The organism is Bradyrhizobium sp. CCBAU 51753, from assembly GCF_015291565.1.
Taxonomy (GTDB): Bacteria; Pseudomonadota; Alphaproteobacteria; order Rhizobiales; family Xanthobacteraceae; genus Bradyrhizobium; species Bradyrhizobium ivorense.
Genome location: NZ_CP030037.1, coordinates 209,796 through 228,676 on the forward strand (window position 1 = coordinate 209,796; position 18,881 = coordinate 228,676).

An 18,881-nucleotide genomic window follows, 5' to 3' on the forward strand; every position below is an offset into this window, starting at 1 on the left:
TATAAGTTATTGATATAGCTTATTGTTTTCGCGATATAGGATCTTGCGGGCAAGGAATTTCGGTTCCCTGCAACATAATTGCTGCAGGGATGTTGCAGTCTCAAGACGCTTATGCTGCGGTGCAGCATTTCGCTGGATTGCTCACGGATTGAATCGTCATTGCCTTTGTCAGAAGCCGGGAACTAATAGGCGATGCATCCACGCGACCAAACCATCTTTGCACTGTCGTCCGGCCGGCTACCGAGCGCGATCGCCATCGTCAGGGTGTCTGGTCCAATGGCCGAGCAGGTCGTCTCAAACCTGGCCGGCAAGACGCCGGTCCCACGTATGGCGACCCGGGCGCTGCTCCGCGACCGGAATCATCAGCCGATCGACGACGCCGTCGTCCTGTGGCTTCCGGGCCCGGCGAGTGCGACCGGCGAGGACGTCGCCGAGTTTCATGTCCATGGCGGCCGCGCCGTGCTGGTGGCGTTGTACGGCGCGATCGCGGCGTTCAAGAATGTGCGGCCGGCCGAACCCGGCGAGTTCACGCGGCGGGCGTTCGAGAACGGCAAGCTCGACCTGACCGAAGCCGAAGGCCTCGACGATCTGATCCACGCCGACACCGATCGTCAGCGGCGCCAGGCGCTGCGGCAGTTGAAGGGCTTGCTCGGCGATCGCGCCCGCGACTGGCGTGAGCGGATCATCGCTGCCTCGGCCTTGATCGAGGCCGGCATCGATTTCTCCGACGAGGGCGATGTGCCGGCCGAATTGATCGCGCCGGCGCTGGACAGGATCAGATCGCTGCGCGCCGAGATTCAGGGCGTCCTTGCGGCCCAGGGGCAGGGCGAACGGCTGCGCGACGGCCTGGTGGTCGCAATCGCTGGCCCGCCGAATGTCGGCAAATCCACCCTGATCAATCAGCTCGCCCGCCGCGAGGTCGCGATCGTCTCGCCGCACGCCGGCACCACCCGCGACGTGATCGAGGTGCAGCTCGACCTCGACGGTTATCCGGTCACGGTGATCGACACGGCCGGGATTCGCGAGACCGAGGATCCGGTTGAGCAGGAAGGTGTTCGCCGCGCCCGCGCTCGGGCTGCTGAAGCGGACCTCGTGCTGTGGCTGGCCGATGATGCCGACACCAGGGTCGGACACGACGGCACGACGCCGGTCTGGTTGGTGCACAACAAGATCGACCTGGGTCGGCCGTTGGCCGAGCTACGCGCAGGGGCTCCCGAGTTCAACATCTCGGCTGTTCGGGGTGACGGCATCCCCGAGCTCATCGCGAGCCTGGTCGGCTTTGCGCACGATTACTTCGGCGCCAGCGAGGGCGGACTGATCACGCGGGCGCGGCAGCGCGAGTTGCTGCAGCAGACGGCCGATGCGCTGAGCCGCAGCATCGACGTCGTGGGGCAGGGCGAGGAACTCGCGGCAGAGGAACTACGCTCTGCGGCACTCTCGCTCGGCCGCCTCCTCGGCCGGGTCGATGTTGAGGACGTCCTGGATGTGATCTTCCGGGAGTTCTGCGTCGGCAAGTAAGGCTACTTTGCATGGGGTTGTTTTGCGTGAAATGACTCCATGGGCCGAGCAATACGTTTCACGTGAAACAAGTTCCTGGGGCTGCCGTCTCTGTTTCACGTGAAACAGCAACGCGAGGGCGGCGCCATGTTTCACGTGAAACACGCGTTTTCGTTGCGGGGAGCGGGAGGCTCTCCATATTTCCTGATCTGACCAATTTCCCTCCGGACCGGACGATTCCAACATTCGTTCTTCCGGCATTCATCACTCCGCGATAGAAGTCCGCCATGAATTCCCGGGCAGACACATTTGACGTCATCGTCATCGGCGGCGGCCATGCCGGCTGCGAGGCCGCGAGCGCTTCCGCCCGGATGGGGGCGAAGACCGCCCTGGTTACCCATCGTTTCGCGACCATCGGCGCAATGTCCTGCAATCCCGCCATCGGGGGCCTCGGCAAGGGGCATCTGGTCCGCGAGGTCGACGCCCTGGACGGTCTGATGGGCCGGGTCGCCGACGCCGGCGGCATCCAGTTCCGGATGCTCAACCGCCGCAAGGGTCCGGCGGTGCGCGGACCCCGCGCCCAGGCCGATCGCAAGCTCTATGCCGCCGCGATGCAGGCGGCGATATCGGAGACCGCGAACCTCAGCGTCATCGAGGGCGAGGCGGACGAACTGACCGTTGTCGACGGCCGTGTGACCGGCATCCGCATGGGGGACGGTCGTCAGCTCGCTGCGGGTGCCATCGTCATCACCACCGGCACCTTCCTGCGCGGCCTGATCCACCTCGGGGAGAAGAACTGGCCGGCCGGCCGGGTCGGCGAGGCGCCGGCCATGGGTCTGTCTGCATCCTTCGAACGGGCCGGTTTTGTGCTCGGCCGGCTCAAGACCGGCACTCCGCCGCGGCTCGACGGCACCACGATCGACTGGTCGGCGGTCGAGATGCAGCCCGGGGACGAGCCGCCCGAGCCGTTTTCCGTGATGACCGACCGGATCACGACGCCGCAGATCCAGTGTGGCATCACCCGGACGATGCCGGCCACCCATGAGGTGATCCGGGCCAATGTGCACCGCTCGCCGATGTATTCCGGGCAGATTAAGAGCACCGGCCCGCGCTATTGCCCCTCGATCGAGGACAAGATCGTCCGCTTCGGCGACCGCGACGGCCACCAGATCTTTCTGGAGCCGGAAGGGCTCGACGACACCACGGTCTATCCCAACGGCATCTCCACCTCGCTGCCGGAGGAGGTTCAGCTCGCGATCCTCGCCAGCATTCCTGGCCTCGAGCGGGTCAAGATGGTGCGTCCGGGCTATGCCATCGAATACGACCATGTTGATCCCCGCGAGCTCGAGCCGACCCTGCAGACCAGGCGTCTTCGCGGGCTGTTCCTTGCCGGCCAGATCAACGGCACCACCGGTTATGAAGAGGCGGCCGGGCAGGGCATTGTCGCCGGTCTGAACGCCGCGCTGACCGCCGGCGGCACGGAGCCGATCGTCTTCGATCGCGCCGACGGCTATCTCGGCGTCATGATCGACGATCTCGTCACCCGCGGGATTACTGAGCCCTATCGGATGTTCACCTCGCGCGCCGAGTATCGGCTGACCTTGCGGGCCGACAATGCCGATCAGCGGCTGACGGACAAGGGGATCGCCCTCGGATGCGTCGGCGAGGCCCGTGCCGAGCGCCACCGGACCAAGATGGCGGCGCTGGACGCAGCCAAGACGCTGGCGAAGTCGCTGTCGATCACCCCGAACGAAGCCGCAAAGCACGGTCTGGCCCTCAACCGCGACGGCCAGCGCCGCTCGGCGTTCGAACTGATGGCCTATCCGGAGGTCGAATGGCCAACGGTGCAGGCGATCTGGCCGGAGCTGGCGGCCATTGATCCCGCGATCGCCGTGCATCTCGAGATCGACGCCAAATATGATGTCTATCTGAAGCGCCAGAGCGCCGACGTCGACGCCTTCCGCCGCGACGAAAGTCTGGCCCTCACCGATGTCGACTATGCCGATGTGCCCGGCCTCTCCAACGAAGCGCGCGCCAAGCTGCAGAAGGCGCAGCCGCGAACCGTCGGGCAGGCCGGCCGGATCGACGGCATGACGCCGGCGGCGCTGGGCATCCTGGCCGCCTATCTGCGGCGCGAGGCGCGGCGGAAGACGGCGAAGGCGTCCGCGTAGCGTTTCACGTGAAACGGGTAGGCCGCTGGCCTATCCGCGTCATTGCGAGGAGCGAAGCGACGAAGCAATCTATCGCTTCCCGGACGGCACCATGGATTGCTTCGCTTCGACCGGCATCCAAGAGAAATGACTTCATCCGCGCAAACCAAGGCCTTCAATATCTCAGCTGACGACAAGGCCGCGGCCTTGGCGCTCACCCCCATTTCGCGCGAAATCGAAGCCCGCCTCGATCGCTACGTCGCGCTCCTTCTTGAGTGGCAGGCCAAGACCAATCTCGTGGCGCCTTCAACCCTGCCGACCCTCTGGACCCGCCACATCGCCGATTCGCTGCAGCTCCTCAGCCTCGCGCCATCGGCAAAGGCCTGGGTCGATCTCGGCAGCGGCGGCGGCTTTCCCGGCGTGGTCCTGGCTTGCGCGCTGGCCGAGGTGCCGGGCGCCCGGATCCATCTGGTTGAGCGAATCGCCAAGAAGGCGGCATTCTTGCGCGAGGCGATTCGCGTCACCGGGGCGCCGGGGACTGTGCATCTCGCTGATATCGGGGATACTGTGGATAGAATCCCGGGCCCGATCGATTGCGTCACCGCGCGGGCGCTGGCTCCATTACATCAACTCATCGGCTTCGCGGAGCCGTGGGTCAAAAAGGGCGCCAAAGCGCTGTTTTTGAAGGGCCAAGATGTAGAGGCTGAATTGACCGAAGCCACTAAATATTGGAAAATCGCGCCAGAGCTACATTCCAGCCGGACCGGCGGACAGGGCTGGATCGTCGAACTCGGGTCAATCGAGCGGCGCTAGGGGACACCGCAACAGTAAGTGGTATTTTGGTATGACTGTGATGGACGAGATTTCTCAAGAGGATAGGGCGCCCCAAGCGCCGGGCCATCCGCGCATCCTGTCGCTCGCCAACCAGAAGGGCGGCGTCGGCAAGACAACCACGGCGATCAACCTAGGCACCGCACTCGCCGCGATCGGCGAACGGGTTCTGGTGGTCGATCTCGACCCGCAGGGCAACGCCTCGACCGGGCTCGGCATCGACCGCCGCAACCGCAGCTGCTCCACCTACGACGTCCTGATCGGCGAAGCGCCGCTGCGCGATGCCGTGGTCGCGACCGCGGTGCCGCGGCTGCACATCGCGGCCTCCACCATGGACCTCTCCGGCCTCGAGCTCGAGCTCGGCACCACGCCGGGTCGCGCATTCCGGCTGCGCGATGCGATCGCCGGTCTCAACAACAACGTCTCGCCCGACAACGACTACACCTACGTGCTGATCGACTGCCCGCCGTCGCTCAACCTGCTCACCGTCAATGCGATGGCGGCGTCGGATGCGATCCTGGTGCCGCTGCAGTGCGAATTCTTCGCCCTCGAAGGTCTGTCGCAACTCTTGCAGACCGTGGAACAGGTGCGCTCGACGCTGAACCCGAGCCTGTCGATCCACGGCATCGTGCTGACCATGTTCGACTCGCGCAACAACCTGTCCAACCAGGTCGTCGCCGACGTGCGCCAGTTCATGGGCGCCAAGGTCTACAACACCATGATCCCGCGCAACGTGCGCATCTCGGAGGCGCCGTCCTACGGCAAGCCGGTGCTGGTCTACGACCTCAAATGCGTCGGCAGCGAAGCCTACCTCAAGCTCGCCACCGAAGTGATCCAGCGCGAGCGCGAGCTGCGCACACATTGATGGTGCGTCGGATGGGTGGAGCGCGGCGATACCCATCACGACACGCAACGAGCGCGATGGGTTTCGTTGCGCTTGACCCATCCCACAATTCTGAAATTCAAGTCCGGAGTACTGCGCGTGAATCCAAGGGAGCTCGCAACAATGGCCGATGAAGCGCGTTCGCGACTGGGGCGCGGGCTGGCAAGCCTGATCGGAGATGTCGGCGGCGAGGCGGCGCATGTCGAGCGGCCGCGCAATCAGCGCAAGGTGCCGATCGAATTTTTGAAGGCCAATCCGCGCAACCCGCGCCGCAGCTTTGCCGATACCGAGCTCGGCGAGCTCGCCGATTCGATAAAGCAGCGCGGCGTGATCCAGCCGATCGTGGTGCGCGCGATCAAGGGCGTGCAGGACCGCTATGAGATCATCGCCGGCGAACGCCGCTGGCGCGCCTCGCAGCTCGCCGGCCTGCACGAAGTGCCGATCGTGCCGGTCGAGGTCAGCGATTCCGATGCGCTCGAGATCATGATCATCGAGAACGTCCAGCGCGAAGATCTCAACGCGATGGAGGAGGCGCAGGGCTATCACGCGCTGGCCGACGAGTTCAAACGCAGCCCGGAAGAGATCGCAAAGATCGTCGGCAAGAGCCGCAGCCATGTCGCCAACATGATGCGGCTGACCAAGCTGCCAAACGAGGTGCAGGCGCTGATTGCCAAGGGCGATCTGTCCGCCGGCCACGCCCGCGCGCTGATCGGCGTGCCGGATCCGCTCGCCGCGGCGAAGCGCATCGTCGCCGAAGGCCTCAACGTCCGCCAGGCCGAGGCGCTGGCGCATGAGGAGGGCGTGCCTGAGCGCAAGCCGCAGAAGCCGCGCGCAGCCGCGGCCAAAGTCAGCAAGGATGCCGACACGCTGGCGCTGGAGAAGCGGGTCAGCGATGCGCTCGGCCTCACCGTCACCGTCAGCCACCGCGATCCCGGCGGCACCGTGCAGATCAGCTACCGCAACCTCGAGCAGCTCGACGAGGTGGTGCGGCGGCTGGAGGGCGGTTAGCCCTTCGATCTCACTCCACGTCATTGCGAGCGAAGCGAAGCAATCCATAGGCCCGCATATGCGGAGCGATGGATTGCTTCGCTGCGCTCGCAATGACGATTGTGGAGGCAGACCGCCTCATCCTCTCCGCTTCGCGTTCGCCGCGATCGAGAGCAGCGCGCGCTGTCCGATCACGGCGGCGAGCGAGGCCTGCTTGCGCATGTCGAGCGCGGCGGTTGCAAGCTGATCGATGATGACCACCAGCCGCGGCGCGCTGAAATTGCGCAGCGCGACCTCGACTACCGCCTTGCGGGAAAAATGCAGCCGCGGAAAGCCGCCTTCGAGCACCGCGGACGCCGGCGTGCCTTCGGCAATTGCCAGCGCCGATTTGTGCAGCCACGCCGCCTGGCGCTGCGCGGCCGAGATGATCACGCCGGGATAGGTGCCGGCGACCATCGCCTTTGCAAACTCGCTCTCGACCAGCGCGGCGTTGCCGGCGAAGGCGCCGTCGACGATCGGATCGAGTTTTAGCTCGGAGGCGTCTGAAACCACGGTCATCACATCGTCGAGCGTGATCTCGCCCTGGCCGTGGGCGAACAGCGCGAGCTTGCGCAGCTCGTTGCGCGAGGCCTGACGGTCGCCGCCGAGCAGCGACATCAGCACGGCGCGCGCATCCGCCGCCAGCCTGAGGTTGGAGACGCGCAGCTCGTCCTCGATCAGTTTGGTGAGATCGCGCTCGGTGTCGGGATAGCAGCCGATCGCGACCGCGTTCTTGGCCCGCTCGCAGATCTTGCGCAGCGGCGATTCCGGGCGCAGCTCGCCGGCCTCGATCACGATGCGGCAATCCTTCAAAGCGGGCGTCTCGGTCAGCGTCTCGACGCCGCTCGAAAAATTGCGCGAGCCGGCGCGGACGCGGATGGCGCGGCGGCCGCCGAACAGCGGCACCGTCATCGCTTCATCGACCAGCCGAGACGGTTCGGCGGCGAGCTCGTCGCCATCGAGCCGGACCAGTGAGAACGGATCGTTGGGATCGTCGACCGCGGAGGCCATCAGCGCGTCGGCGCGCTCGCGCACCAAGCCGGCGTCCGGTCCGTAGAGCAGGATGATCGGGCGGCCGGCATCGGGCCGGGCGAGGTAGCTGTCGATCTCTTTTCCGCGCAGCGCGACCATCTATCCCCAAATCGTCATTCCGGGGCGCGCGACGCGCGAACCCGGAATCTCGCGCCATCATCTCCAGATTCCGGGTTCATGCTTCGCATGCCCCGGAATGACGGAGTCGCGTCAAGTCCCGGTGGCGAAGAACGAGGCGAGCCGGGTCTGGATGTTGTCGGCGATCTCCTGCGCGGCGCGATCCTCGGCGTCGCGGAAGGCGCGGGCGCGGGCGAAGCGCTGGTAGGAGCCCGGCAGGTCATAGGACACCCGCGAGAAGGTGGTGCCGGTCATCACCGACTTGTTCGACGCGATCTCGACCAGGTTGAACTGCGCGTCGACCGAGTAGTTCTCGCTGGTCGGCAGCCCGGTGTTGGTGTCGACCATCAGCGAGGAGCGGCCAGAGCTGAACCGCAGCACCAGCTTGTGGGTCGGCGGCATGCCGGTGGCGGTGCCGTAGAGCTTGAAGGCGAGCGCGTTGCGGATCTCGACGCCGACCCGCGCCTCGCGCGAGGCGTTCGCCTTGTCGACCGGCGGGATCTCGACGCCCATCAGCTTCTCGCGCAGGCCGGGGGTGCCGTCGGTACGCTCGGCATACATCGGCTGGAAGCAGCCTGCCGTCAGCGCGGCCAAGGCGGCCACGGCCACAAGCCGGGCGGCAATCCTGATGCTAGCCGACAACATTGACGATCCTCATGGGCACTACGATCACCTTGCGGACGGGATTGCCGCCCAGGGCGACTTTTACCGTATCGAGCGCCAAAACGGCAGCCTCTATATCCGCATTTTGGGCGGCCCGTGGCACGGTAACATCACCCCGCTTTTTACCGTTGACCTGGACGACCAGGGTCACGCTGTCTTCGACCAGCAAATCACGTTCGATTTGGGGCCAATCGGCCTCCGAAACCAGCCCGTTCTGGCCCAAGACCCCCCAGCACTCCTCGGCCAGATGCGGCATCATCGGAGAGAAAAGTTGAACGAGGATGACGGCGGCCTCGTTGACGGCCCAGGCGACGTCGGGAGCCGGCTTGTCGCCTTTGCCCAGTACCTCGGCCAGCGCATTGGCGAATTCGCGGATGTGGGCGAGACAGACGTTGAAGTGCAGCCGCTCGATGCCGCCGGACACCTTGTCCAGCGCGCCATGGGCGGCCTTGCGCAGCGCCAAGGCCTCGGGCCCGAACGTCGCCGGCCGGGTCGCTGGCGCCGCCTTTGATATCTCGGCCGATTCGTTCACCAGCCGCCACAGCCGCTGCACGAAGCGGGAGGCGCCCTGCACCCGCTCGTCGCTCCAGATCACGTCGCGGTCCGGCGGCGAGTCCGACAGCATGAACCAGCGCGCGACGTCGGCGCCGTAGCTCGCGATGATGTCGTCGGGGTCGACCGTGTTCTTCTTCGACTTCGACATCTTCTCGATCGGGCCGATCTCGACCTCCTCGCTGGTCTCCATCAGCACCGCGCGGCGGCCGTTGCCGTCGATCTCGATCTTCACCTCGGCCGGCGTGACGAAGCTGCCGTCGGCCTTCTGATAGGTCTCGTGCACCACCATGCCCTGGGTGAACATGCCGGCGAACGGCTCGGTCATGTCGACATGGCCGGTCGCCTTCATCGCGCGGGTGAAGAAGCGGCTGTACAGCAGATGCAGGATCGCGTGCTCGACGCCGCCGATATACTGATCGACCGGCATCATCCGGTTGACGACCGCGGGCGTGGTCGGCGCGGTTGCGTTCCAGGGATCGGTGAAGCGCGCAAAATACCAGGACGAGTCGACGAAGGTGTCCATGGTGTCGGTTTCGCGCACCGCCTTGCCGCCGCATTGCGGACAGGTGACGTGCTTCCAGGTCGGATGATGGTCGAGCGCGTTGCCCGGCTTGTCGAAGCTCACGTCTTCCGGCAGCACCACGGGCAGGTCGGCGTCGGGCACCGGCACCACGTCGCACTTCGGACAGTGGATGACGGGGATCGGGCAGCCCCAATAGCGCTGGCGCGAGATGCCCCAGTCGCGCAGGCGGAAGTTCACCTGACGCTCGCCGACCGGCGTATTGCCGCGCACCTCGCTTTCGAGACGTTTTGCGACCTCTTCCTTCGCTTGCTCGATGGTCATGCCGTCGAGGAAGCGCGAATTGATGATGCGGCCGTCACCGTCATAGGCGGTGTCGGTGATGACGAACGTCTTCGGGTCCTGGCCTTCAGGACACACGACCGGCGTGTTGCCGAGATTGTACTTGTTGACGAAATCGAGGTCGCGCTGGTCGTGCGCCGGGCAGCCGAAGATCGCGCCGGTGCCGTATTCGATCAGCACGAAGTTCGCGACATAGACCGGCAGCTTCCAGTTCGGATCGAACGGATGGACCGCCTTGATGCCGGTGTCAAAGCCCTGCTTCTCGGCGGTGTCGATGATCTCCTGCGCGGTGCCGATCTTCTTGATGTCGGCGATGAACTCGGCAAGATCAGGATTCTTCGCGGCAGCCGCCTGCGCCAGCGGATGATCCGCCGAGATCGCCATGAACTTTGCGCCGAACAGCGTGTCCGGCCTCGTCGTGAAAATCTTCAGCTCGCTCTCGCCGTCCGGCGTGGTCGCCGGATCCAGCGCGAAGCGGATCAACAGGCCCTCCGAGCGGCCGATCCAGTTGCGCTGCATCAGCCTCACCTTGTCGGGCCAGCGGTCCAGCCCGTCGAGCGCCTCCAAGAGCTCTTGCGCGTACTTCGTGATCTTGAAGACCCACTGGCTCATTTCGCGTTGTTCGACAACGGCGCCGGAGCGCCAGCCGCGGCCGTCGATCACCTGCTCGTTGGCGAGCACGGTCATGTCGACCGGGTCCCAGTTCAGCTTGCGCTTCTCGCGCTCGGCGAGGCCGGCGCGCAGCATGTCCAGAAACATCTTCTGCTGATGCTTGTAGTAGCTGGGATCGCAGGTCGCGAATTCGCGTGACCAGTCCAGCGACAGCCCGATCGAGCGCAGCTGCTTCTTCATCGCGGCGATGTTGTCGTAGGTCCAGGCCTTCGGCGCCACCTTGCGCTCGATCGCGGCGTTTTCCGCCGGCAGGCCGAACGCGTCCCAACCCATCGGGTGCAGCACGTTGAAACCCTTGGCCCGCATGTAGCGCGCCAGCACGTCGCCCAGCGTGTAGTTGCGGACATGCCCGATATGGATGCGCCCGGACGGATAGGGAAACATCTCGAGCACGTAGTATTTCGGCCGCGTGTCGTCGTTCTTGGAGGCGAAGATCGCCTTGTCATCCCACAGGCGTTGCCAGCGGGGTTCGGATTCACGGGCGTTGTAGCGTTCGGAGGTCATGAAATCGCAGAGCTTTTGGGTGGTTTTCTGGTCCGGGCAAAGGACGGCGGACTAGGCCATGAAAACCCCCATGGGGTCAACGGTTTGGGGGCCCAAAGGCCGCACCCACGGGCGTAGCGGCCCTGCCGCCGCCGCAGGGCGGCCCGGAGACGCCCGTCGGGCGCTCGGAACCACCCTCGCCGTCGTCCTGGCGAAAAAGCCAGGACGACGGCGAGAACAGAAGCCGCTAGCTCGCCAGCGCCATCCCAGCTTCATCGAGCCGCTGCACAAATCCGTGCTCGACCACCGCATTCCGCCCGCCGCGCTTGGCGGCATAGAGCGCGGCATCCGCCGCTTCGATCAGGTCGCCGGGGGTGTGGATGTCGTTCGGCCTGGTGCTGGCGACGCCGACGCTGACGGTGACGATGCCGTGGCCGGAGGTGCAATGGGGCACGGCGAGGCCGAGGATGGCGGTGCGCACGGTCTCGCCGATCGCCAGCGCATGCGGCGCGTCGGTGTTCGGCAGCAGCAGACAGAATTCCTCGCCGCCGTAGCGGCCGGCAAAGCCCATGGTGTCGGCGGCGATGCCGGCCAGCGTTGCGCCGATCCGGGTCAGGCAGGCGTCGCCTTCAGGATGGCCATAGGTGTCGTTGTAGAGCTTGAAGTGATCGACATCGATCATCAGCAGCGACAGCGCGCAGTCATATTGCTGCGCCTTCATCCACTCGAAATCGAGCCGGCTCTGGAAGCCGCGGCGATTGGCAAGGCCGGACAGCGCATCGATCGAGGCCATCACGGTGAGGCGGTCGTTGGAGGCGACCAGCTCGCGCTCGCGCTGGCTGAGCTGCGCCGCCATCGCGTTGAAGGCGCGCGCCAGCGGCACGAATTCCGCGGGCAATTTCTGCTTGGCGACGCGCGCCGACCAGTCGCCCTCGCCGAAGCGGCGTGCCATGCCGGTCATCAGCCCGATCGGATGGATCACCAGCCGCTCGGCGCCGACGAGGGCGCCCAGCAACACGAACAGGCAGACGAAGCCGAGCTGCAGATAGGCAGTGCGGATCTCGCGGTTGATCGCCGCCGTCACCTTGGCTTCGTCCATGCTGACGATCAGCCGCGATTGCGTGCCGGCGATACGGGCAAAGCTCAGCGTGCGCTGCGCGCCGTCGGCCGCCATGAACGACACCGAGCCCGACGGCTCGTCGTAGCTCAGCGCCTTCTCGGCGATCGCCGCCATCAGCGGGATGGTATCGAGCGAGTGGCCGATCAGGCTCGCATGGTCCTTTGGCGCGGCGATCACGACGCCGGTACTGTCGACCAGCACCGCCGACATGCCCGGCTGGCCGCCGAGATTGCCCATGATCTGCGACAGCCAGTCGATGTTGATGCCGGCGACGACCACGGCGTCCTGTTCCGGATTGATCGCAGCGACCGGATAGGCCGCCATCATCATCGGACGGCCGTTGGTCTTGCCGAACAGATAGTCGCTGAAGACGAAGCCGCGGGTGTCCTGCGCCTTCTTGAAATAGTCGCGGTCGCTGAGGTCGAGCCCGACCTGGACGTTGAGGGTGGAACATTGCACCAGCCCATCCCGCGACACGAACATGATGCTGCGGATCCACGGCAGAACCGTCGGCAGGCTGGCGCGCAGCAGCTCGCAGCTCCGCGCGACTCCGCCGGAAGCACGGATATAGGCGGCCGATTTCAGCATGGTTTCGACCGACGACACCACCTCGCGCTGGGTTTCGGCGGCGTGGCGGGTCAGATTGGCGTAACCTTCCGCGGCCTGCGCGATCTGCGTGGCGCGGGAATTCTCCAGCGTGCGGACGCGGTCGAGCATCAGCGGCGCGACCAGCATCACGGCAAGCAGGGCCAGCCGGGCACGAATGCCCAGAAGCTTCTTGAGTTTGACCCGGTTGCGGTTGAAAGTTACGCCCGACATTCTCGTCCTTGCCCCGTGCGCCAAGGTAGAATGAAGGGCTTCAAAAAGCCTTTCCCGAATTTGGTAAAATTCGACCCAAGCCCCACCATCTGTCAGAGAACGGCACAAGCATGACGCAAAGCCAAACCACGCCGTTATCGGCTGATTCACCACACGGCCTCGCCGCCGTGGCGCAGGAGATCGCGCGCGCCTGCAAGGAAGCGCGCCGCGACCCCGCCTCGGTGACGCTGATCGCGGTGTCGAAGACCTTCGCGGCCGATGCAATTTTGCCGATAATCGGCGCCGGACAGCGCGTATTCGGCGAAAATCGCGTGCAGGAGGCCAAGGGCAAGTGGCCGGCGTTAACGCAGGATCATCCCGGCTTGAAGCTGCACCTGATCGGGCCGCTGCAATCGAACAAGGCGAAAGAGGCGGTGGCGCTGTTCGATGCGATCCACTCGGTCGACCGCGCCAGCATTTGCGAAGCGTTAGCCAAGGAAATCAAATCTCAGGGCAAGCAGCCGGAATTGTTCGTTCAGATCAACACCGGCGAGGAGCCGCAGAAGGCCGGCGTCGCGCCGCAGGACGCCGATACCTTCATCGCGGCGTGTCGCGAGAAGTATGGCCTCGCGATTTCCGGACTGATGTGCATCCCGCCGGTCGACCAGGCCCCGGCCCCGCATTTCGCACTCTGCGCAAAAATTGCCGCGCGCAACGGCTTGAAGAATCTGTCGATGGGCATGAGCGCGGATTTCGCCACCGCGATCCAGATGGGCGCGACGCATGTGCGCGTCGGCTCGGCGATCTTCGGCACGCGGACGGCGCCGCACGCTTAGCTATTGTTCCATTGTTCTTGCACCGCGATTAGTCCCGTCATCCTGAGGTGCGAGCCTCTTCGGCGAGCCTCGAAGGATCGACGGCCACCAGCCGGGCCGATTCATCCTTCGAGGCTCGCCCAGCAGCGCAATTGCGCTGCAAGGCTCGCACCTCAGGATGACGGTGTTGGTTTGGTTGTCGTCTTACCCGAACTTCACCGACACCTTGCCGAGCACGCCGAAATCCGCGGCGAACGCGTCGCCCGCCGCGATTGGCAGCGGCGGGTGGCAGGTGCCTGTGGTGACGACCTCGCCTGCGCGAAGCGTGAGGCCGAGCCCGCGCAGCTCATTGGCGCACCAGGCGAGTGCGACACGGGGATCACCGAGCACGTTCTTGCCGTGGCCGATGGTGCGCTCGCCGCGCAGCGTGATCGTCGGGCGCTCCTCGATCAGATCCATGGCGCGCCAGTCGGCCGAGGTCGCGGGTCCCAGCACGAACAGATGCGCGCAGGCATTGTCGGCGATCAGCTGCGCTTCGCCGGCGGCGGTGAAATCGGCGAAGCGTGAATCCGGGATCTCGATCGCCGGATGCAGCGTGGCGACGGCGTCGAGTACCTCCTGCACGCTGTAGGGTATCGCGCGCGGCGGCAGGTCGCGCGCCATGCGGAAGCAGAATTCCGGTTCACCGACGCGCATCTCGTTGCCGGCCATCGAGGCGGTGCCGCCATCGGCGATCACGGTTTCGGCAAGAATGCGCCCGGCGAGCGGTCCCGCGACATTGATGTGCTTCTGTCCGGCCGCGCTGGTCGCCGCGATCTTCCAGCCGAACAGTTTTTCGCGCGAGGTTTTTTCCAGCGCCGCCTGCACCGCATAGCCCTCGGCGCGATCACGCGGCCGGATCGCCGCGTCGAGTTCGCCGAGCTTTGTGCCCGCGCGCCAGTGCGCGTTGAGGATTTTTGCGGCGGCTGTGATCTGGCTGTTGTCGAGCATTGTCGAATTCCCAGGAGGAGTTGGTCGTTATGTAGCGAATCTCTGTCAGCTCGTCATTGCGAGGAGCGAAGCGACGAAGCAATCCATCGATCCGCGTATGCAGTGCGATGGATTGCTTCGCTTCGCTCGCAATGACGGGATAGAGGTGTGCCACAATTTTTCGACGTCATCGCAAGCGCCAATGAGGGGCAAGCTTACCCGATGACGATCTTCGTCCGCGGGCTCATCCGCCGCAACAGCCGTAGCATCGATGCTTGGGTCATCGAGACGCAGCCGGCGGTCGGCGCGAAATTCGGCCGCGCCAGATGCAGGAACACGGCGCTGCCGCGGCCGGCGACGCGCGGCGCGGCGTTGTGGTCGATCTCGACGATGAAGTCGTAGAGGTGATCGGCACGCGTCAGGCGGTCGCCGGCCTGCTCCGCGCCGAGCCGGATCGGCTGGTTGTAGTGGCGATCGGCGGGGTCCTCGCACCAGGCGTCGTCGAGCCGGATCGGCCGCGTCGGCAGGAATGTCTTGGGCCGCGGGTAGCGGTCGGCACGCCACCACAGACGCAGCGGATGGTAGATGCCGCGCGGCGTACCGCCGTCGCCTTCGCGCTTGTTGGCGAGGATGCCGCCGCGCCCGAGCGCCACCGGCACGGTCCAGCCGCCGGCCGAAAGCCAGCCCCGCCGCGGGTCGCCGGCGGCGCGCTGCACGTGCACGCTAGAGAGCAGATGATCACGTCTTTCTGTCATATAAGTGATTGAAATAGCTGGTCTTCCTTTAAGAATCGTTCCAAATCGAACTTGCCTCGCAAGCCCCATTTGCACTATTCCCGCGGTATTACAGGACATTCACCTCCTGCCCGCCGATTCTGGGGTAAACTGTGTCGCCTTGTGAATCGGTAACAATCGCCTACCTGAGAGCATATCTAGCCCAAGTCCGGCTGGACCAGCTCAGGTCACGTCTAGACCACGTTACGGCCATAAGCGCTCGCTTCTGACCGCCCCGCCCCCGAAGGATTGTACCTATGGCCAATGCCCGCAAGATCTTGATCGTGGATGACGATACCGATCTGCGCGATACGCTGGTCGAGCAGCTCTCGCTGCACGAAGAATTCGAAGCCTCCGCTGTCGATACCGGCGCCAAGGGCGCCAGCGCCGCCAAAGCCAACTCCCCCGATCTCGTTCTGATGGATGTCGGCCTGCCCGACACCGACGGCCGCGAAGTGGTCCGCAGCCTGCGCAAGGGTGGCTTCAAGGCCCCGATCATCATGCTGACCGGCCACGACACCGATTCCGATACGATTCTCGGTCTGGAAAGCGGCGCCAACGACTATGTGGCCAAGCCGTTCCGCTTCGCCGTGCTGCTCGCCCGGATCCGGGCGCAGCTGCGCCAGCACGAGGCCAGCGAGGACGCGGTGTTCTCGGTCGGCCCCTACTCGTTCCGGCCCGGCTCCAAGATGCTGACCGGTCCCAACGCCAGGAAGGTGCGGCTGACCGAGAAGGAAACCGCGATCCTCCGGTTCCTCTACCGCGCCGGCCAGTTGCCGGTGTCGCGCGAAACCCTGCTCCAGGAGGTTTGGGGCTACAATTCCGGCGTCACCACCCACACGCTGGAAACCCACATCTACCGCCTCCGCCAGAAGATCGAGAAGGACGCCGCCAACCCGGAAATCCTGGTCACGGAAGCCGGTGGCTACAAGCTGGTGCCGTGATACGCTTTGCGCTCAACGATTCGTGAAATCGAGGCGCACCCCCGGTCACCGGCCCTGAATGTCGATCGATGATGACGTAGCCCTGCTCGAGCGGGTCCCGACGATGCGTCTGTTGGGCGAAAGCTCCCTGCGCATGCTGGCGATCGGCTCCGAGCAACGCGACTTCAATACCGGCGACGTGCTGTTCCGCGCCGGCGACGACGCCGATGCCGGCTATGTCGTGCAGCGCGGCACCTTTCGGGTCGAGGAAGGCGGCGCCGAGATCGTCGCCGCGCCCGGTGCGCTGATCGGCGAGCTTGCACTGATCGTCGCGATGAAGCGGCCGTCCACGGCGATCGCGCTGGAGCGCGCCTCCGTCATCCGCGTCGCGCGCTCTCTCTTTCAGCGCGTGCTGGAAAGCGACCCCGCCGCCGCCCGCCGCCTGCGCGACGAAATGGCGATGCGCACCAGCCAGCTCGCCAGCGATATTTTGATGGCGGGCGCCAAGCTGAGTACATAGCGGGCGCCATCCCGGCGAAAGCTCTCTGATCCGTCATCCTGAGGTGCGAGCTCTTGCGAGCCTCGAAGGATGAATCGGCCACCAGCGGGGCCGTCGACCCTTCGAGGCTCGCAAGGGCTCGCACCTCAGGGTGACGGGTTGGTTAGCTCAACTTGCTCGGTGTCATCACCCGCGCAGGCGGGTGATCCAGTATTCCAGAGGCAGTGGTGAATGAACCGAGAGGCCGCGGCGTACTGGATCGCCCGGTCCATGTGCGCAATTGCGCACAGGCCGGGCGATGACAGCGGTGGGTGAGGACAAAGCTTCACACCCTCTCAGGATGACGGATAACGGGCCTGGTTCGGCGAGACCAGTCACACCTCAAGCACCGCCGTCACCGGCACGTGATCCGACGGCCGATCCCAGCTGCGGGCGTCGCGGGTGATCTTGAAGTCGCTGACAGAATCCTTCAGCGCGCGCGACACCCAGATGTGATCGAGCCGGCGGCCGCGGTCGCCGACGGTCCAGTCGGCGGCGCGGTAGCTCCACCAGGTGTAGACCTTTTCCGACATCGGAATCCGCTCGCGCGCGATGTCGAACCATTCGCCATGCGCTTGCGCTGCGAGCAGCTTTTCGGTCTCGACCGGCGTGTGCGAGACCACCTTCAACAGCTGCTTGTGCGACCACACGTCGTTCTCGTGCGGCGCGACGTTGAGGTCGCCGACCAGGATGTGGCGATCGTCGCCGCGCGGATGCAGCGGCTCGCAAGCTTTCATCTCGTCGAGGAATTGCAGCTTGTGCTCGAACTTCGGATTGAGCGCGGGATCGGGGATGTCGCCGCCGGCCGGCACGTAGAAATTATGCAGCACCACCGGCTTTGAAAGCTGCGCCTTCTCGCCGAACGAGACCGAGACATGCCGTGAATCGAGCTTGTCGCAGAAGGTTCGGATGTCGGTGCTCTCGAACGGCAACCGCGAGACGATGGCGACGCCGTGATAGCCCTTCTGTCCGTTCAGCGCGACATGCTCATAGCCGAGCCGCTTGAAGCGCTTGAGCGGAAACGCATCGTCTATGCATTTGGTCTCCTGCAGGCAGAGCACGTCCGGCCGCGCCGCCTTGATGAATTTGGCGACGATATCGATGCGCAGGCGCACCGAATTGATGTTCCAGGTGGTGACGGAGAACCGCATGAGAGCTGCGTCTTAGCACGGTTCTCGCTGCGGCCGAGGCCTTGTCCACAGGCGGGATTTCACCTCGCCCCGCTCTCTTGTCCGCCGAAGCCCGCCTTCGGGCGAAGGCGGATGCGGGGCGAGGGAGAAGAACGGCTACCCCGGCGAACTGCCCGGATAGGTCGTGAAGTCGATCTTGAACAGCGCCGGATCGGGCTTCTGGTTGACGTCGAGATTGTAGACCGCAACCGTGGTGTCGTAGCCCTGCGGATCGGTGACGGTCCACTGCTTGAGCTTGCCGTCCTTGGCGCCGACCATCAGCAGGAAGCGGCTGGTGCCGACCAGCGCCTGCTTCTCCTCGATGGTGATGCTGACGAAGACGTCGTCGGCGGTGACGCTGATGACGTTGGTGTCCTTCATCAGGTCGATACGATCCGACAGCAGATAGCGCAGCGGCGTCTGCGACAGCGGATAGATGTCCTGGGTGGCGAGCCGGCGGTCGCGCACCGCCACCGACGAGCCGTCGGCGATGATCTCGATCGGGCTCGGCTCCTCATATTCGAAGCGCACCTTGCCGGGCTTCTGGATGTAGAAATCGCCCTTGGTCTTGGTGCCGTCGGGGCCGACCTGGACGAAATTGCCGACCATGGTCTGCAGCGACGACAGATAGGCCGAGACCTTGGCGGCCTGCGCCTTCTGGTTGGCGTCGAAGGTCTGGAAGATGTTGGCGGGCACGTTGCGCCGCGGATCGGGAATCACCGGGTTCGGCGGCGCCTGGGTGGCGCCCGTCGTCGTCGGGCCCTTGTCCTTATCCTTGTCCTGCGCATTGCTCTGGGCGCCGGCGTCCTTGGCCTTCGGCGCCGCTTTGGGTGCGGGCGCGGGCTTTTGCGGCGCCGACGCGTTCTGCGCGGTGGCGGCACCGGCGATCGCAGCGGAGACGAGGAGAGCCAGCGCGGTGCGCGTGCCGCGGTGAGTGAGGTGTTTTGCCATCAGATATGTCAGTCTCTGTTCGACGCTCGTCCCGCTTGCCCGACTTTATCCCGC

At 65.2% G+C, this 18,881-nt stretch carries 16 protein-coding genes; 8 read left to right on the forward strand and 8 right to left on the reverse strand.

All coding sequences use genetic code 11. The annotated features are described in order from the left end of the window. Window positions 1-192 precede the first annotated feature (192 nt). The 5 genes from mnmE to XH93_RS01005 all read left to right on the forward strand — a co-directional run bounded on the left by mnmE (window position 193) and on the right by XH93_RS01005 (window position 6,369). Window positions 193-1,518 carry a tRNA uridine-5-carboxymethylaminomethyl(34) synthesis GTPase MnmE gene (mnmE, locus tag XH93_RS00985; RefSeq protein WP_194472040.1) on the forward strand — a complete coding sequence of 442 codons (1,326 nt, stop codon included), beginning with the start codon at window positions 193-195 and terminating at the stop codon, window positions 1,516-1,518. Window positions 1,519-1,784: 266 nt separating this feature from the next. After that, the gene (mnmG, locus tag XH93_RS00990) at window positions 1,785-3,668 is read left to right on the forward strand and encodes a tRNA uridine-5-carboxymethylaminomethyl(34) synthesis enzyme MnmG (protein WP_194472041.1); all 1,884 of its coding nucleotides are present in this window, start codon (window positions 1,785-1,787) and stop codon (window positions 3,666-3,668) included. Between the two features lie 126 nt (window positions 3,669-3,794). Continuing rightward, complete coding sequence (rsmG, locus tag XH93_RS00995) at window positions 3,795-4,460, forward strand: 16S rRNA (guanine(527)-N(7))-methyltransferase RsmG (protein ID WP_194474950.1); 666 nt, start codon at window positions 3,795-3,797, stop codon at window positions 4,458-4,460. 31 nt (window positions 4,461-4,491) lie between these two features. After that, a complete protein-coding gene (locus XH93_RS01000) occupies window positions 4,492-5,343 on the forward strand; it encodes a ParA family protein (RefSeq protein ID WP_139479576.1) in 852 nt (283 codons plus the stop codon). Window positions 5,344-5,484: 141 nt separating this feature from the next. Further along, window positions 5,485-6,369, forward strand: coding sequence for a ParB/RepB/Spo0J family partition protein (locus tag XH93_RS01005; RefSeq protein WP_172627894.1), 885 nt, complete (start codon window positions 5,485-5,487; stop codon window positions 6,367-6,369). Between the two features lie 117 nt (window positions 6,370-6,486). Here XH93_RS01005 and holA read toward each other — a convergent pair whose 3' ends face one another. The 4 genes from holA to XH93_RS01025 form a co-directional block, all read right to left on the reverse strand. Then, window positions 6,487-7,518, reverse strand: a complete 1,032-nt coding sequence (gene holA / locus XH93_RS01010) for a DNA polymerase III subunit delta (protein ID WP_194472042.1) — start codon at window positions 7,516-7,518, stop codon at window positions 6,487-6,489. A 111-nt stretch (window positions 7,519-7,629) separates the two neighbouring features. Continuing rightward, window positions 7,630-8,181: an LPS assembly lipoprotein LptE gene (gene lptE / locus XH93_RS01015; RefSeq protein ID WP_194472043.1), complete on the reverse strand. Its 552-nt coding sequence runs from the start codon at window positions 8,179-8,181 to the stop codon at window positions 7,630-7,632. Next, on the reverse strand, window positions 8,168-10,792 hold the full coding sequence (gene leuS / locus XH93_RS01020; protein WP_194472044.1) for a leucine--tRNA ligase: 2,625 nt from the start codon (window positions 10,790-10,792) through the stop codon (window positions 8,168-8,170). Before leuS ends, lptE begins: the two co-directional genes overlap by 14 nt. Before the next feature lie 226 nt (window positions 10,793-11,018). Next, window positions 11,019-12,710 carry a diguanylate cyclase domain-containing protein gene (locus XH93_RS01025; protein WP_194472045.1) on the reverse strand — a complete coding sequence of 564 codons (1,692 nt, stop codon included), beginning with the start codon at window positions 12,708-12,710 and terminating at the stop codon, window positions 11,019-11,021. Between the two features lie 110 nt (window positions 12,711-12,820). On the opposite strand from XH93_RS01025, the gene XH93_RS01030 reads away from it, so the two are divergent. Continuing rightward, window positions 12,821-13,525: a YggS family pyridoxal phosphate-dependent enzyme gene (locus XH93_RS01030; RefSeq protein ID WP_139857432.1), complete on the forward strand. Its 705-nt coding sequence runs from the start codon at window positions 12,821-12,823 to the stop codon at window positions 13,523-13,525. A 183-nt stretch (window positions 13,526-13,708) separates the two neighbouring features. On the opposite strand, the gene XH93_RS01035 is transcribed toward XH93_RS01030, so the two are convergent. After that, a complete protein-coding gene (locus tag XH93_RS01035; protein WP_194472046.1) occupies window positions 13,709-14,494 on the reverse strand; it encodes a 2-keto-4-pentenoate hydratase in 786 nt (261 codons plus the stop codon). A gap of 194 nt (window positions 14,495-14,688) precedes the next feature. After that, entirely contained in the window at window positions 14,689-15,228 is a 540-nt protein-coding gene (locus XH93_RS01040; protein WP_194472047.1) for a L,D-transpeptidase, read from the reverse strand. 275 nt (window positions 15,229-15,503) lie between these two features. Here XH93_RS01040 and XH93_RS01045 point away from each other — a divergent pair, with 275 nt between their 5' ends. Together XH93_RS01045 and XH93_RS01050 are read left to right on the forward strand one after the other, a co-directional pair. Further along, a complete protein-coding gene (locus tag XH93_RS01045) occupies window positions 15,504-16,190 on the forward strand; it encodes a response regulator transcription factor (RefSeq protein WP_139479567.1) in 687 nt (228 codons plus the stop codon). Window positions 16,191-16,248: 58 nt separating this feature from the next. Then, the gene (locus XH93_RS01050) at window positions 16,249-16,689 is read left to right on the forward strand and encodes a cyclic nucleotide-binding domain-containing protein (RefSeq protein ID WP_139479566.1); all 441 of its coding nucleotides are present in this window, start codon (window positions 16,249-16,251) and stop codon (window positions 16,687-16,689) included. Between the two features lie 353 nt (window positions 16,690-17,042). Here XH93_RS01050 and XH93_RS01055 read toward each other — a convergent pair whose 3' ends face one another. Together XH93_RS01055 and XH93_RS01060 are read right to left on the reverse strand one after the other, a co-directional pair. Next, complete coding sequence (locus tag XH93_RS01055) at window positions 17,043-17,858, reverse strand: exodeoxyribonuclease III (RefSeq protein WP_194472048.1); 816 nt, start codon at window positions 17,856-17,858, stop codon at window positions 17,043-17,045. A 135-nt stretch (window positions 17,859-17,993) separates the two neighbouring features. Further along, window positions 17,994-18,827, reverse strand: a complete 834-nt coding sequence (locus XH93_RS01060; RefSeq protein WP_194472049.1) for an outer membrane lipoprotein carrier protein LolA — start codon at window positions 18,825-18,827, stop codon at window positions 17,994-17,996. Window positions 18,828-18,881: the final 54 nt, after the last annotated feature.